The 14,299-nt window shown below is 53.9% G+C and carries 15 protein-coding genes and 1 other RNA gene; 13 read left to right on the forward strand and 3 right to left on the reverse strand.

The window, feature by feature from the left end; all coding sequences use genetic code 11:
* Positions 1–10 precede the first annotated feature (10 nt).
* The 7 genes from OCY70_RS21085 (at position 11) to OCY70_RS21115 (ending at position 7,009) form a co-directional block, all read left to right on the forward strand.
* On the forward strand, positions 11–1,795 hold the full coding sequence (locus OCY70_RS21085; RefSeq protein WP_213425909.1) for a peptide ABC transporter substrate-binding protein: 1,785 nt from the start codon (positions 11–13) through the stop codon (positions 1,793–1,795).
* A 73-nt stretch (positions 1,796–1,868) separates the two neighbouring features.
* Positions 1,869–2,816, forward strand: a complete 948-nt coding sequence (locus OCY70_RS21090; protein WP_213425908.1) for an ABC transporter permease — start codon at positions 1,869–1,871, stop codon at positions 2,814–2,816.
* Complete coding sequence (locus OCY70_RS21095) at positions 2,813–3,949, forward strand: ABC transporter permease (RefSeq protein ID WP_249724376.1); 1,137 nt, start codon at positions 2,813–2,815, stop codon at positions 3,947–3,949. Before OCY70_RS21090 ends, OCY70_RS21095 begins: the two co-directional genes overlap by 4 nt.
* A gap of 17 nt (positions 3,950–3,966) precedes the next feature.
* The gene (locus tag OCY70_RS21100) at positions 3,967–5,022 is read left to right on the forward strand and encodes an ABC transporter ATP-binding protein (RefSeq protein ID WP_261945157.1); all 1,056 of its coding nucleotides are present in this window, start codon (positions 3,967–3,969) and stop codon (positions 5,020–5,022) included.
* Between the two features lies 1 nt (position 5,023).
* The gene (locus OCY70_RS21105) at positions 5,024–5,980 is read left to right on the forward strand and encodes an ABC transporter ATP-binding protein (protein WP_213425906.1); all 957 of its coding nucleotides are present in this window, start codon (positions 5,024–5,026) and stop codon (positions 5,978–5,980) included.
* Between the two features lie 225 nt (positions 5,981–6,205).
* Positions 6,206–6,406, forward strand: coding sequence for a DUF3906 family protein (locus OCY70_RS21110; protein ID WP_213425905.1), 201 nt, complete (start codon positions 6,206–6,208; stop codon positions 6,404–6,406).
* Between the two features lie 66 nt (positions 6,407–6,472).
* Positions 6,473–7,009, forward strand: a complete 537-nt coding sequence (locus OCY70_RS21115) for an NADPH-dependent FMN reductase (protein ID WP_213425904.1) — start codon at positions 6,473–6,475, stop codon at positions 7,007–7,009.
* Between the two features lie 106 nt (positions 7,010–7,115).
* On the opposite strand, the gene OCY70_RS21120 is transcribed toward OCY70_RS21115, so the two are convergent.
* Positions 7,116–7,943, reverse strand: a complete 828-nt coding sequence (locus OCY70_RS21120; RefSeq protein WP_213425903.1) for a YitT family protein — start codon at positions 7,941–7,943, stop codon at positions 7,116–7,118.
* Positions 7,944–8,213: 270 nt separating this feature from the next.
* Here OCY70_RS21120 and OCY70_RS21125 point away from each other — a divergent pair, with 270 nt between their 5' ends.
* Positions 8,214–9,758 carry a DEAD/DEAH box helicase gene (locus OCY70_RS21125; RefSeq protein ID WP_213425902.1) on the forward strand — a complete coding sequence of 515 codons (1,545 nt, stop codon included), beginning with the start codon at positions 8,214–8,216 and terminating at the stop codon, positions 9,756–9,758.
* A 96-nt stretch (positions 9,759–9,854) separates the two neighbouring features.
* Here OCY70_RS21125 and OCY70_RS21130 read toward each other — a convergent pair whose 3' ends face one another.
* Positions 9,855–9,956 carry a sporulation protein YjcZ gene (locus tag OCY70_RS21130; RefSeq protein ID WP_168180192.1) on the reverse strand — a complete coding sequence of 34 codons (102 nt, stop codon included), beginning with the start codon at positions 9,954–9,956 and terminating at the stop codon, positions 9,855–9,857.
* 175 nt (positions 9,957–10,131) lie between these two features.
* Between OCY70_RS21130 and OCY70_RS21135 the strand changes: the two genes are divergently transcribed.
* The 3 genes from OCY70_RS21135 (at position 10,132) to OCY70_RS21145 (ending at position 11,789) form a co-directional block, all read left to right on the forward strand.
* On the forward strand, positions 10,132–10,962 hold the full coding sequence (locus OCY70_RS21135; RefSeq protein WP_213425901.1) for a YesL family protein: 831 nt from the start codon (positions 10,132–10,134) through the stop codon (positions 10,960–10,962).
* Positions 10,963–11,063: 101 nt separating this feature from the next.
* Positions 11,064–11,245, forward strand: a non-coding RNA gene (ssrS, locus tag OCY70_RS21140) — 6S RNA.
* A gap of 151 nt (positions 11,246–11,396) precedes the next feature.
* Entirely contained in the window at positions 11,397–11,789 is a 393-nt protein-coding gene (locus tag OCY70_RS21145) for a DUF1499 domain-containing protein (RefSeq protein ID WP_213425900.1), read from the forward strand.
* 100 nt (positions 11,790–11,889) lie between these two features.
* Here the strand turns inward: OCY70_RS21145 and tpx are convergent, their stop codons facing one another.
* On the reverse strand, positions 11,890–12,402 hold the full coding sequence (gene tpx, locus OCY70_RS21150; protein WP_213425899.1) for a thiol peroxidase: 513 nt from the start codon (positions 12,400–12,402) through the stop codon (positions 11,890–11,892).
* A 223-nt stretch (positions 12,403–12,625) separates the two neighbouring features.
* Between tpx and OCY70_RS21155 the strand changes: the two genes are divergently transcribed.
* Positions 12,626–13,222 carry a rhomboid family intramembrane serine protease gene (locus OCY70_RS21155; protein ID WP_213425898.1) on the forward strand — a complete coding sequence of 199 codons (597 nt, stop codon included), beginning with the start codon at positions 12,626–12,628 and terminating at the stop codon, positions 13,220–13,222.
* 59 nt (positions 13,223–13,281) lie between these two features.
* On the forward strand, positions 13,282–14,232 hold the full coding sequence (locus OCY70_RS21160) for a LysR family transcriptional regulator (RefSeq protein WP_213425897.1): 951 nt from the start codon (positions 13,282–13,284) through the stop codon (positions 14,230–14,232).
* The last annotated feature ends 67 nt before the right edge of the window (positions 14,233–14,299 follow it).

The following is a 14,299-nucleotide window of genomic DNA, read 5'->3' on the forward strand; positions in this document are numbered from 1 at the left end:
AGGGGATCTTATGACACAGCCAAAAAAACCGTTTCTGGTGATTTTGGCCATGTTGATGGCGCTGTCCTTCGCCGGCTGCACCAGCGGAGGCGGCAATGACGCCAGCCCGGCGAAGCAGGAGAACACAGAGGGGGAGAGCAAGGAAAATGCCGGGCAGAAGGAGGCATCCGCGAAGCCAACCGTAGTTCGTTTCTCCGGATTGTCGGCAGAGACATTCAACCAGCACACAAGTGAGAGTGCGGAAACATCGCAGCTGATGGAGTATATTTATGGAAATTTGCTTGAATTGATTTATGATGAAGCTACAGACAATGTGAAATTTATTCCTAATCACGCCGTTGATTTGCCAGAGACAAGCGATAATAAAGCATGGACCTTCAAGCTGAAGGAAGGACTGAAATGGTCAGACGGGACACCGATAACGGCGCATGATTACGAATATTCATACCAGATGCTGCTGGACCCGAAGCTGGTCAACCGCAATGCGTTCGTGATGTTCGATAATATCCCTGTTGTAAGCGCTAACAAATATTTTATGGGCGAGGCCAAATGGGAAGAGGTCGGCATTAAAGCGAAGGATGATCTGACGCTGGAAATCGTGCTGGAGACGGAAATGCCGGAAATCGATGTCTTCCTTAACTTCGCGGGCGGGGGAGCGACATCGCCTATTCATAAACAGCTGTATGAAGCTGGAATGAATGCGGACAGAACCGCCACGACCTATGGCACAACGCGGGAGCAAGTCCCTTCCAGCGGGACCTACCGTCTGACGGATTGGGTGCGTGACCAGTACCGCATATTCGAGAAAAATCCGGATGCGCCGCTGAAAGACGTATATACGCCGGATCGGATCGAGAGCCGGGTCGTCTCGGAGAGCTCCACCCGCATGCAATTGTGGGAAAAAGGCGATATCGAATATGTCACCATCAGCGGGGAGCAGTTCGATAAATATGGCGACGATCCTAGGGTTGTGTATACCGAAGCCAGAGGCGTATGGGGATATTATATCAACTCGGAGTCGAAGAAAAATCCGATTTTGGCGAACAATGATTTGCGCAAAGCATTGTTCTATGGAATCGATCGCGAAAAAATAGCAAAAGGGATATTTAAAACCTACAAGCCTGCGCCGTATTATATCTCCACCTTGTGCATGGTAGCAGACTATAAGGATGGTCAAAGATATCGCGATACGGATGCGGCCAAAGCGATATTGCCTGAAGGAACCGGCTTTGATCCGGAGCTTGCGAAGGAATACTTCGACAAAGCTTATGCGGCGAACGGCAACAAGAAGATTACGATCGAGATCACTTACTTCGACGGTCAGGAAAATATGAAGAGAACGGCCGAAATGACGGAAGAGCTGTACGAGAATCTGTTCGGCAAAGACCGGCTCGACATCAAGCTGCGCGCCATGCCGCCTAGCGCCGCTTACGACGCATATCGGGATGGAGATTTCGATCTGGGCATCGGCTCTATCACCCAAAACGCGTTCAACCCATGGGCCAGCATGAAGGCATGGAGAACCGATTTCCCGAACCGTTCGCATCGCTTCAGCAGTGCTGATTTCGATGAGCTGCAAAAGCGCACGACGACCGGGGACTTGCTGCTGAAGCCGCAGGAAAGACTCGAGGCATTGGCGGATATGGAAAAGATGCTGCTCGACTATGTTCCGCAAGTTCCGTTGTTCCAAAATGATAATGCGGCACTATATCAGGATCGGATTGAGTTATTGGCAAAGGGGAAATTTTTCCCGGGAGTTGAGTTTGCAGAGCTGCAAGCGATTATTCATGACTAAGTAAAAGGTTGGAGACCTTGCAAGGCCTTCGCTGCGCGAGGTCTCCGAATTTGCGAAAAGGAGCTTCAGGCCCATGCTGCGTTACATATCGCAAAGACTGGTTGCGATGGCAATCACTTTGTTTTTGATCATCAGCCTGTTATTCTTCTTGATTCATTCGATGCCTGGCAGCATCGTAAGCGATCCGATGCTCCCGCTGGACGTGAAGGAACGTATCGAAGCGAAATATCATTTGGACAAGCCGCTTGTTATCCAATACGTATATTTTTTGCAGGATTTCCTGACCTTCAATTTCGGCGACTCCATCAAGATGCAGCCGAATGTTCCGGTCTTCAATATCATTAAGGACAAGCTGCCAATCACGATTCAGCTTAATGTTTTCGCGCTTATCTTTACGCTGCCGATCGGCATCATGTTCGGCATTTGGGCGGCGCTGAAGAAGAATACCGCCACGGATCACACGCTTAATATTATGGTCGTGCTGTTCATCTCGGTGCCGTCCTTCGTCATTGCTGCCCTGCTGCAGTATATCGTAGCGTTCAAGTGGGATCTGCTGCCCATCCTGCTCTCGGCGGAGCAATCGCTGAGCTGGACAAAGCTGAAATCGATGATCTTGCCGGTTCTGGCCTTATCCTTCGGTGAAATCGCGATCATTACCCGCTACTTGCGGGCGGAATTATGCGAAGCGCTGAATTCGGACTATATGCTGCTCGCCCGCACGAAGGGACTAACTCTCGCGCAGGCGACCCTGCGCCATGCGATTCGCAACTCGTTCGTTCCGCTGGCGAATATTATTATTCCGCTGTTTTTCTCGATCTTGTCGGGAGCGATCGTCATCGAAAATATTTTCGGCGTGCCGGGGCTCGGATCTCTGGTCGTTAACTCGATTAACGCTCTCGATCATCCGTTAACGATTGCCATCATGTTCTTTTATTCCTTGATCGGCTTGATCAGCATTTTGGTCGTGGATTTGTCATACGGCATCATCGATCCGCGGATCCGCATGGGAGGGAAGAAATGATGAAGATCGAAATCGAGAAACGCCAGGGGCAGAACCCGTTCGAGCTGGTGCAGCGCGAGAAGCCGCTTGCCGATCAGAAGTTTGAAGGCCAGGCGATCGGCTTTTTCAAGGACGCGATACTCCGTTTCCGCAAAAATAAAGCGTCTACCGTCGCCGCCTTTTTTATCGGCTTCATCATCATGATGGCAATCATCGCGCCGCTGATCAGCTCCTTTACATACCGCGAGCAGAATATTGAATGGACCTTGCTGCCGCCGCGCGTGCCGGGGCTGGAGAAGCTGGGCATCTTCGACGGCACGAGGATGATGGACATTCAAATGGCTAGTCTGGACGTCAAATATAAAGACAGCGTCGTCAAAATTATCGATGAATTCGAAATGGATTATCGCGGCCGAAAAATTCCGATGGTCAAAGCGAAAGTTGACATGTATCAATTGAAAGAAGCCAAGGATCAATATTTCTGGATGGGCACGGACTCGCTGGGGCGGGATCAGTGGACGCGGCTGTGGAAAGGGACGCGGATTTCGCTCCTGATCGGATTTATGGCCGTTACCATTAACGTGCTTATCGGCATTACCTACGGCTCGATATCCGGGTATTACGGAGGCAAGGTAGACATGATTATGCAGCGGATTATCGAAATTTTGAACGGCGTGCCGCAGCTTGTGCTCGTCATTCTATTCGTCATGTATTTGGGAGCGGGGATTATGCCGATCATTTTGGCGATGGTCATCACCGGCTGGATCGGGATGAGCCGCATGATTCGGGCCCAGTTCTACAAATACAAGGGGCAGGAATATGTATTGGCATCGCGAACGATGGGGGCCAAGGATCGGGTGCTTATATTCCGGCACATCCTGCCGAATGCCATCGGCCCGATCATTACGCAGGCAACGCTTGCTGTTCCGGGAGCTATTTTCACCGAGTCATTCCTGTCCTATCTCGGATTGGGAATTGCGGCGCCCGACCCTTCGATTGGCGTTCTCCTGGCGGATGGCCAGAAATTGCTGCTGGACCATCCTCATTTGACGCTATTCCCGGCAATTGTCATTTCGATTCTGATGCTCTCATTCAACTTGTTCGGGAACGGATTGCGGGATGCCTTTGATCCGACGTTAAGAGGACAAGAATAGGAGCGGGGTGAGGACAGATGAATGCGACAACGAACAAGGAAAAGGTATTGCAGGTCAAGGACTTGCGCATTACGTTCAACACTTTTGCCGGCAAGGTGCATGCCGTGCGCGGCGTAGGCTTCGACCTGCATCGCGGAGAGACGCTGGCGATCGTCGGCGAGTCGGGCTCGGGCAAATCGGTGACGAATAAAGCGATTATGGGCATATTGTCCAAGAACGCCACTATTGACGGCGGGAGCATCCTCTATCAAGGAGATGATCTGGTCCAATATACCGAGCGGAAATTCACGCAGATCCGCGGCTCCAAAATCGCGATGATCTTTCAGGATCCGATGTCTTCGTTGAATCCGATCATCAAGGTCGGGAAGCAGATTATGGAAGCGCTGCGGGCGCACAACATTAGCAAGGCGAAGGCGCGGGAAAGAGCGCTGGAGCTGATGACAGCGGTCGGTATTCCCGAACCGGAGAAGCGGTTCGAGCACTATCCGTTCCAATTTTCCGGCGGGATGAGGCAGCGGATCGTCATCGCCATCGCGCTGGTCAGCGATCCGGAAATCCTGATCTGCGACGAGCCGACGACGGCGCTGGACGTGACGATACAGGCGCAAATTCTCGATATGATTAAACAGATTCAGAAAGAGCGCCAGCTATCCGTCATTTTTATTACGCATGATCTGGGCGTCGTGGCGAATATGGCGGATCGGGTAGCGGTCATGTATGCCGGCAAAATCGTGGAGTACGGCACGGTGGATGAAATTTTCTATAATCCGAAGCATCCGTATACATGGAGCCTGCTCGTCTCGATGCCCGATCTGGATACGAGCGCATCGGATGAGCTTCTCGTCATTCCGGGCACGCCGCCGAATATGCTGTACCCGCCGAAGGGAGACGCGTTCGCGCCGCGCAACCGCTATGCGATGCGCATCGACTTCGAAGAAGAACCGCCGATGTATGAGGTGAGCGATACGCATTTCGCCGCTACGTGGCTCCTTCACCCGAATGCTCCGCCCGTGCAGCTTCCCGATGTCCTGAAGCGGCGGATAGCGCAGCAAACCGAAAGGCTGGTGCGATAACATGATGAATTCGACGGTAACGCCGGTGCTGGAAGTGAAGAATCTGAAGCAGTACTTCACGAGCGGCTTCGGACGGAGGAAAACGGTGCTGAAGGCAGTCGACGATGTCAGCTTCTCGATTCACAAGGGGGAGACGTTCGGTCTCGTCGGCGAATCCGGCTGCGGAAAGACGACGACCGGGAGGACGATTATCCGTCTGTACCAGCCTACGGACGGGGAGATCTATTTCAATGGGAAGCTGATTTCGGGTCGGCTGACCAAGGAAGCGAGACAAGAAGTGACGCGCGGCATGCAGATGATTTTCCAGGATCCGATCGCTTCGCTGAACCCGCGCATGACGGTGAAGGAAATTATCGGGGAAGGGCTGAAAATCAACAAGCTGTGCAAGAACGAAAAAGAGATGCTTGCCATGGTGTATGACATTTTGGAGACGGTCGGCTTGACGAAAGAGCATGCGAGCCGGTACCCTCACGAATTTTCTGGCGGACAGCGGCAGCGGATCGGCATCGCGCGGGCGCTGATTACGAACCCCGATCTGATCATCGCGGATGAGCCGATTTCGGCGTTGGACGTATCGATTCAGGCCCAGGTGCTGAATCTGCTGAACCGGCTGCGGAAGAAGCTGGGGCTGACGATATTGTTCATCGCGCATGATCTGTCGGTCGTCAAATATTTCTCTGATCGAATCGGGGTCATGTATAACGGCAAGCTCGTGGAGCTGGCCCGTGCCGATGAATTGTACAAGCAGCCGCTGCACCCGTACACGCAGTCGCTGCTGTCGGCGATACCGCTGCCGGATCCGCATCATGAGCGGAACCGCAAGCGGATATATTACAATCCGGACATCCATGATTACAAGTCGGAGCGTCCGGAGCTGACCGAGATTCGGCCGGGTCATTTTGTCTATGCGTCTCCGTCGGAAGCCGAGGCCTACAGGAAAAAATATCGCTCTAGGTGAACTTAATGCACCGCGGCACTCAGAAGACGGATCTGAGGCGCGGTGTGTTTCATTCACCGAAGCAACGAGGCCAAGGCCGCCTTCCCCTAGGGAACAGCCGCTTCGTGCTGCGGCTGGAACCTTCTCGATGCCGTGCACACTCGCTGGGCACCCGGATCGTTCCCGGCTGTTCTTGACGGTGACTTCCTATTTATGTATGATTTCCGAAAGGGGAGGGAGGAAAGCATGTACATATATCGGTTGGAAGCGTCATCGGCGCAGGGACCGTTCGTCTGTGTCGTGCTCGCGGAGTCGGAAGCAGAAGCGTTCGCGCATGCGGAAGCGTATTTCACGCGCGAAGCGCCAGGCGCAGAATGGACAGACCTGGCGTTGCTGGAAAAGAAGCGCTGCCGTTCGGGCAGCGGGTATGTTATCCCCTCCCGTTAAGCAAGGTTGTTTATCCGCGGGCGATGCTCGCTTGCCAACCGCAACATGACGGAAGGAGAGAAGAATGTGCGCATAGTATGTATTGCCGGAAGCAATCACGCGGATGCGACCAGCTCCAGGCTGGTGCATTATCTTGCGGCGCGGCTGCAAGAAAAGGGTCATGAGGCGGAGGTCGTGGAACTGCATCTCCTGCCGCTTCCTTTGTACAACCCGGATGTGGACGAGGAGAATGCAAACGTGCTTCGCCTCAAGAAGGCAGTCAAGGAAAGCGACGCGATCGTGCTGGCGACGCCGGAGTATCATGGCAGCCTGTCGGGCGTGCTGAAGAACGCGCTTGATTATTTGAACTGGGATGATTTCAATAATAAGGTGGTGCTGTCGGTCAGCTCGGCCGGCGGCGCGGTGGGCGTCAGCTCCTTGTCCCATCTCCAGACGATCGTGCGGAACCTGCATGGAATCAACTGCCCGGAATGGATTTCGATCGGAGGAGATCAGCGGGAGTTTACGGCTGACGGCGTGCCGTCGCATGAGCAAGTCGTGCGGCGCGTGAACAAGACGCTGGACTATTTCCTGGCGCTGGCGAAGAATACGAGCAGCCTCTAAAATAGCAGGTTGTCCCGGATGGACTCATAAGATGTATCGAACAAGCCCGCCCTAGCTTGGGGCGGGCTTGGTTTTTGGGCTGGAGAGAGCATGTCCCCGCAGAAATCTACTTGGACAGCGGGCGGCGGAAATTGCCGATGACGCCGACGGTCTCCACGATATTGACGAACGCCTTCGGATCGATCTCCATGATGCTGCGCTTCAGATCGGGCAGCTCGTAGCGGGTCGTCACGGTCATGAGCATATCCTTCTCGATATCGGTGAAAGCGCCCCGGGTTTTGATAACGGTTACGCCATGCGGAAGACAGAGCAGCTTGTTGATTAGCGCTTCCTTCTCCCGGGTAATGATAAAGACAGTCACCTTATAATGGTTGATGTAGATCGTGCCGATGACTTTACCCGTCGTGAAGATGGACACCATGGAATAGAGGACAAGCTCCCATTCCTGGGATATGTATCCGTGCGAGAAAATGACGGCGCCGTTCAAGACGATCAGGATGCTCTGAATCGAGAAATCGCGATACCGGGTCACGATCGACCCGATGATGTCGAAGCCGCCGGACGAGCCGCCGACGCGCAGCGAGATTCCGCTTCCGATCCCGACGAGCGTCCCGCCGAAGACGGCGGCAAGCAGCGGCTCATTGGTCACCGAATGGACGGGAATGACCGTCAGCAGCCAGGTCGTGGTGGCGACGCTAAGAATGCTGTACCCGATGAACCGCTTGCCTAATACGAACCAGCCCCAGATCAGGATCGGAAGGTTAAAGGTGAAATACAAGACGCTTGGATTCCAGCCGGTCAAGTAATTCGTTACGAGCGACACGCCCGATAGCCCGCCGCTCAGCAGATGGTGCGGGAGCAGGAACAGATTGAACGAGGCGGCGATGCAGGCGGCGCCGAAAATGATAATGATGCAGTGGAGAATTCGCTTCAACGTGATGTCACCTCATGAGGTAGTATTGGTCAGTTCGGAACTGGTATTCTGTCAATCGTTTATGTTATAATATGCTGGATATTCTTGAGTAGGCTTATGATACCCACGTTGACCATAGTATGATTACATGGTGGAAGTCCCCCGTGCAGGACCCCTCCGCATTGTATATGAGAAGACGAGCGGCTGGAAGTGCCTTTCGTCACGATTGTCGCGCTACTTAAGAATACAGACAAGGCTGTGGATTGTCCACAATGAAGGAGTATGAATATATTGAAGACATTTGTTGAATTCGGCCTGGAGCCGAAATTGCTTCAAGCGATTACGGAATTAGGGTTTGAAGAAGCCACTCCGATTCAAGAAAAAGCGATTCCGGTAGCAATGACGGGACGCGACTTGATTGGACAGGCTCAGACAGGAACAGGTAAGACCGCCGCATTTGGAATTCCGCTTATCTCCAAGATTGACCCGTCGGAAGAGCGAGTTGTCGCTCTCGTAATGACCCCTACCCGCGAATTAGCCATTCAGGTAGCCGAAGAGATCGGCAAGCTGACCCGATTCAAAGGAGTTCGTTCCCTGCCGATTTACGGCGGACAGGATATTGGCCGGCAGATTCGCGCGTTGAAGAAGCATCCGCAAATTATTATCGGAACGCCGGGCCGCTTGCTGGACCACATTAACCGCAAGACGATTCGTCTGGACGATGTGCAGACGGTCGTATTGGACGAGGCGGACGAGATGCTCGACATGGGCTTTATGGAAGACATCACGTCGATCCTGAGCCTCGTGCCGGAAGAGCGCCAGACGATGCTGTTCTCGGCCACGATGCCGCCGAACATTCAGAAGCTGGCGAATCAATTCCTGCGCGATCCGGAGCATGTCTCGGTCATGCCGAAGCAGGTCAGCGCTCCGCTGATCGAACAAGCCTATATCGAAGTGCCTGAACGGGCGAAGTTCGATGCATTGAGCCGCTTGCTCGACATGGAATCGCCGGAGCTGGCCATCGTATTCGGCCGCACGAAGCGCCGTGTCGACGAGCTGTCCGAAGCGCTGCAGAAGCGCGGCTATTCCGCTGACGGCTTGCACGGGGATCTGTCCCAGAACCAGCGCGACAACGTCATGCGCAAGTTCCGCGACGGCAGCATCGACGTGCTGGTCGCTACCGACGTGGCCGCCCGCGGCCTGGACGTATCCGGAGTTACTCATGTCATCAACTTCGACCTGCCGCAGGATCCGGAATCCTACGTGCACCGCATCGGCCGTACCGGCCGCGCGGGCAAGGAAGGCAGCGCCTGGTCGTTCGTTACGCCGCGCGAGATTGACCATTTGAACTTCATCGAGCGGGTGACCCGCCACCGCATTCCGCGCAAGCCGATGCCGACGCTGGCGGATGCGATCGAGGGCAAGCAGCGCGTCGTCGCCGAACGCTTGATGGAAGTGCTGAAGGATACCGATTTGAACGAATACAAGGGTATTGCGATTCAACTGCTTGAGCAGTACGATTCGGTGCATTTGCTGTCAGCGGCATTCAAGCTGCTGACGGGCGAGAAGAAGGATGTTCAGATTTCGCTCACGCCGGAAGAGCCGATTCGCGTGAAGCGCCGCAAGCCGGACCTGCGCTCCAGCGGACGCAAGCTGTCCGCGCCGTATAATCGCGGAGGACGCCAGGGAGATCGCCGCGGAGGATACGGCCGGGATAACCGTGGCGGATATGGCCGGGACAACCGGGGCGGCAGCCGCGGAGATTACCGGGACCGCAACGGCGATCGCAGACCGCGCCGCTTCAACGACGAAGGACGCCGCCAGCGCGACGAATAGAAGTGAAATGGGGACGGCAGAAGCGTCCTTAGGATAAGACAACACAAAGAGACCGCAGTGATGCGGTCTCTTTGTTCTTTGTGTTCATGCGCCGAATTAGATGATAAGGGCGCGGCTCACGATAACCAACAGAATGAACAATACCAGAATCGTACCTGTCGACGTCCAGAAACCGCCGTATCCTCCTACGTGGCTCATGTAACAACCTCCTTTAGAACTTGCAAAGGTTTTGAATTACAGTAGTATCATATGCCGGGGGGGCATTTGCGACTGAGCAAGTACCCAGAGCGCTGGAAAATAGGCACTGGCATAGCAGGGGACCTTTGTATTATAGTAGATAGGACAGGATGATGTATTCGAGGGGGAATGACCTTTGGAATTTCGAGGGATAATGGGCGGCTTTTACCGCATTTCGGAATGGATTATGCGATTCTCGGTCACGAACGTGCTGTGGCTGCTCTGTTCGGCGCCGTTTTTCTTTTTTGTCCTGGTCAAATTGCTCGTTATGCAGCAAGAAATGCTGAATGAATCGATTACGATGAACTGGATGATGGGGATCTCCGCTCCGTTCACGCTGTTCCCGGCGACAGCCGCCATGTTCTCGGTAGGCCGCAAGTGGGTTATGGGCGAGACCGACGTCAAATTGCTGAAAACCTTCTTCAAGTCTTACAAGGAGAACTACAAGCAAGCCATGGTCGGCGGCATCTTCTATACGGTGCTGTTCGTCATCATGTATGTGGATTATACCGTATACATGACGCAGCTCCAGTCCATGCAGATTATCGGATTCGTCATGCTCGGACTGCTCATCGTCTTGTTCGTGTCACTGTTTAATTTTTTCTCGATGGTGGCACACTATCATATGAAAACGGTTCAGTTGGTAAAGAACAGCATCCTGCTGACGCTGCTCCGTCCGCTCCGCATCATTATGACGACCGTCGTCAGCGGCGCCATTTTATACTTCAGCCTGTTCAAATGGCCGTTCCTGCTCATCTTCTTTGCAGGGTCTGTCATCGCCTACTACGCTTTCTTCAACTTCTATGCGGTGTACCAGAAGATGCAGGACCAGCATCAGCGCATGCAGGAGCAGGAGGAAGCGGGAGAAGAGCCGGAGACGGACGCCGATACGGAAGTGCCCTTCGATGAAGTCGATCACGCGCCGGTGAAGGAGCATGAAGACGGGAACCGTTATTCCCGTCCATAGTCCGAACGGCTTGGCGGGCGGCGGGAAGCTCCGCCTGGGCTTGGCATGATTGGGAATAAAGTACCGGTTTACATTTGATGCTCTCCGCTATATAATAAGATTACTTCCTGCGATGTACGTGTCGGCTTTCGTTGTTTTGAACCAATGTTTGTTTCTTGGGAGTCCTAGATCGAAGTGCGGCTGGCAAGCCCTCTCGAAGGGAAGTCAAAAGCATTTTTGCGGACACCCACCTGCTAGAGCAGGTTCAGAAACATAAGAGCCAAACGGCATAGGCGGGTTTTCCTATTGACATTCAACCACCTTTCATGTGAAATGACCCTTCGCATGGAAGGTGTTTCTCTTTATTGGACACATTTTTCCTTCCGTTCACCCCGGAACAGTGATACACTATAGATAAGTGAGCAACGGCTGTCATGAAAAGGAGGAACACGCTCTTGTCACTCAAACGAGTATTGGTCGGCATTATTCGCAGTTTTGAATCCAGCGGCGATCGTGCCAAAGACCCCAAATTGAAAACGCATTACTATCAAATGTCCCGGGATAAAGCATGGGAAGAAATCGCATCGACATTGAAGAAGATTCAGGGGTACAAAATACTTCACGAGGTTCCTTCTGTCGGTGAAATCACAATGGAGAAACGGACGATGACCGGACGGACGATGGATATTACCGTCTCTGTCATCAACGTGGGACCAATGAGAACGGCGGTTGATATTTACTCGGCTTCACGCGGGGGATTAGGTGATTTGGGCGCCAATTATCGCGTAATACTCGATTTGTTCGCTGTCATGGACAAGAAGCTGGCGGCATACAAAGTAAATAGTTAAGGAAGCGGCCGCCTAATAGAGGCAAGGGGCACTGCCTGACGATAAAGCGAGAGGAGAGCCGAAACTCTTCTCTCGCTTTTGTTCTCCCTGCAAAGCGAGCTTACAGCAAGCTTTTGACGGCTTCGATCGCTTTCTCGTAATTCGGATGTTCCGTCATCTCGCCCAGCACTTCGACATAGCGAATCGTGTTGTCTGCGTCAAGGACGAAGATGGAGCGCATATCAAGCTGAAGCTCCTTAATGAGGACGCCGTAGGCTTCGCCGAATGTGTTGCCTTTGTAGTCGGACAGCATGACGACATTCTCGACGCCGGCCGCGCCGCACCAGCGGGCTTGCGCGAACGGAAGGTCGGCGCTGACCGTCAGCACGACGACGTTGTCGCCAAGCTTGCCTGCTTCTTCATTGAAGCGGCGGGTCTGCGCATCGCATACGCCCGTATCGATGGAAGGAACGACACTGATGAGCTTAATCTTGCCTGCGAAATCGTTCAGGCCTGCAACCTCCGTCAACGATTTGTTCAACTGGAATTCAGGCGCCTTGTCTCCAGCCTTCAATTCAGGGCCCACCAACGTGATGGGATTGCCCTTGAGCGTAGCTTGACGTTCATTAGACATATCGTTAGCCTCCTTCAATAAAGTGACGGTAATTTATCGAGGTCGTTCAAAAAGTACGCCTTTTCATCACGAAGAGATGCGCCTTTTGAACAGTCATTTACCTTATTTTTCATTATAAAGCTTTGCTTGTACGATTGTCCAATGTCCGTTCGTGATAGGTTCCCCGCATCCATGAGAACGATTGGAGAGTTCAGGCCGGCGGAGAGAGAGGAAGAGAAGACCCGTGATATTTATTCGATATGAAAATTGGCGCAGTTATATCAAGCAGTTCCCGGTAACGACGCTTCTCATTATCGCGAATGTGGCGATGTTCATCGTGCTCGCGCTGAATGGGGGAAGCCAGGATAACATGACGCTGTTCCGCTTCGGCGCCGTCTTGAAGCTCGAGCCGTACGCCGGCGAGACTTGGAGGCTGGCGACAGCGATGTTCCTGCATTCGGGATTTCAGCATCTGTTGTTCAATATGTTCGCGTTATTCGTGTTCGCGCCGCCGATGGAACGGATCCTCGGCTCCTTCAAATATGCCGTGCTGTATCTGCTGAGCGGCCTGCTCGGCAATGCGGCGGCCTTGTATCTGTCTGAATGGGGAACCTTGGCCGTAGGGGCCTCGGGCGCGATTTACGGCGTATACGGAGCCTATCTGTTTATCGCCATTTTTCAGCGTTGGGCGCTTGATCAGGCATCCCGGAAGACGATTATGATTATTCTTGGCATCGGGATCGTGCAGTCGTTCGTCATCACCGGCATTAGCTGGAGCGCCCATTTGGGCGGCATGGCTGCCGGGTTTCTGCTGTACGCCGTACTGCAGCGCATTCGGTAGTCAGGGCGGTCAACGCATTGCAAGAACCGTATTATTAAGTAGAACGGAGCGAGACATTCGTGGAACTTAGGCAATTGTTGTACTTCGTGAAGGTAGCCCAGAAGGAGCATGTGACGCAGGCAGCGGAAGAGCTTCATGTCGCCCAGTCTGCCGTAAGCCGGCAGATTCACCAGCTGGAGGAGGAACTGGGCGTCAAGCTGTTCCTGCAGAAGGGACGCAACCTGCAGCTGACGCCGGTGGGGCAGTTGTTCTGCAGCCGGGCGGAAGCGGTGCTCAAGGATCTGGAGCGTGCGGTTCAGGAGGTGCAGGAATTCATGCATCCGGAGCTGGGTGAGGTGCGGATCGGATTTCCGCACAGCTTGGGGATCCATCTGATCCCGAAGCTGGTAGCCGAGTTCCGGAAGCGGCACCCGAACGTGAAGTTCCGCTTCAAGCAGGGCATGTACCCGTCCCTCATTCGGGACATCGTATCCGGCGAAGTCGACCTCGCCTTCATTTCCCCCTATCCGAAGGATAGCGATATGGTGACCGGGGAGATCGTGCTGAATGAGGAGCTGCTCGCCATCCTTCCGCCGAACCATCCGCTGGCCCAGGAGGAGACGATCTCCCTGAACCAGCTGAAGGAAGAGACGTTCGTCATGTTCAGTCCCGGATATTCGCTGCGGCCCATCGTATGGGATGCCTGCATGAAGGCAGGCTTCACGCCGCATATCGGCTTCGAAGGAGAAGAGACGGAGACGATTCGAGGGCTCGTCGCGGCCGGCATGGGAGTCAGCCTGCTGCCGGATATGGCGCTCCAGCACACATCGGAGCTGCAGCCGGCCCGCGTCAGGGTGATCGATCCGGTCGTGACGCGTTCCATCGGGCTGATTCGCCGCATCGACGAAAAGCTGCCCCTGGTCGCGCAGACCTTTCATGGCTTTTTGTTGCAATATTTCAGGGAGCGTGAAGGCAGCGCCCGCGGGCCGGGGAAGGCTGACTCTGCGCAGGGTGAGCTTGAGCAGCTGTAGCGTCGCCGGGAATCCTGATATATATGAACGGCACAAAAAAAGAGCCTCTTCCTCCTGCTATCGCAGG

The sequence above is a fragment of the Paenibacillus melissococcoides genome (assembly GCA_944800085.1).
In the GTDB taxonomy this organism is placed as follows: Bacteria; Bacillota; Bacilli; order Paenibacillales; family Paenibacillaceae; genus Paenibacillus_B; species Paenibacillus_B melissococcoides.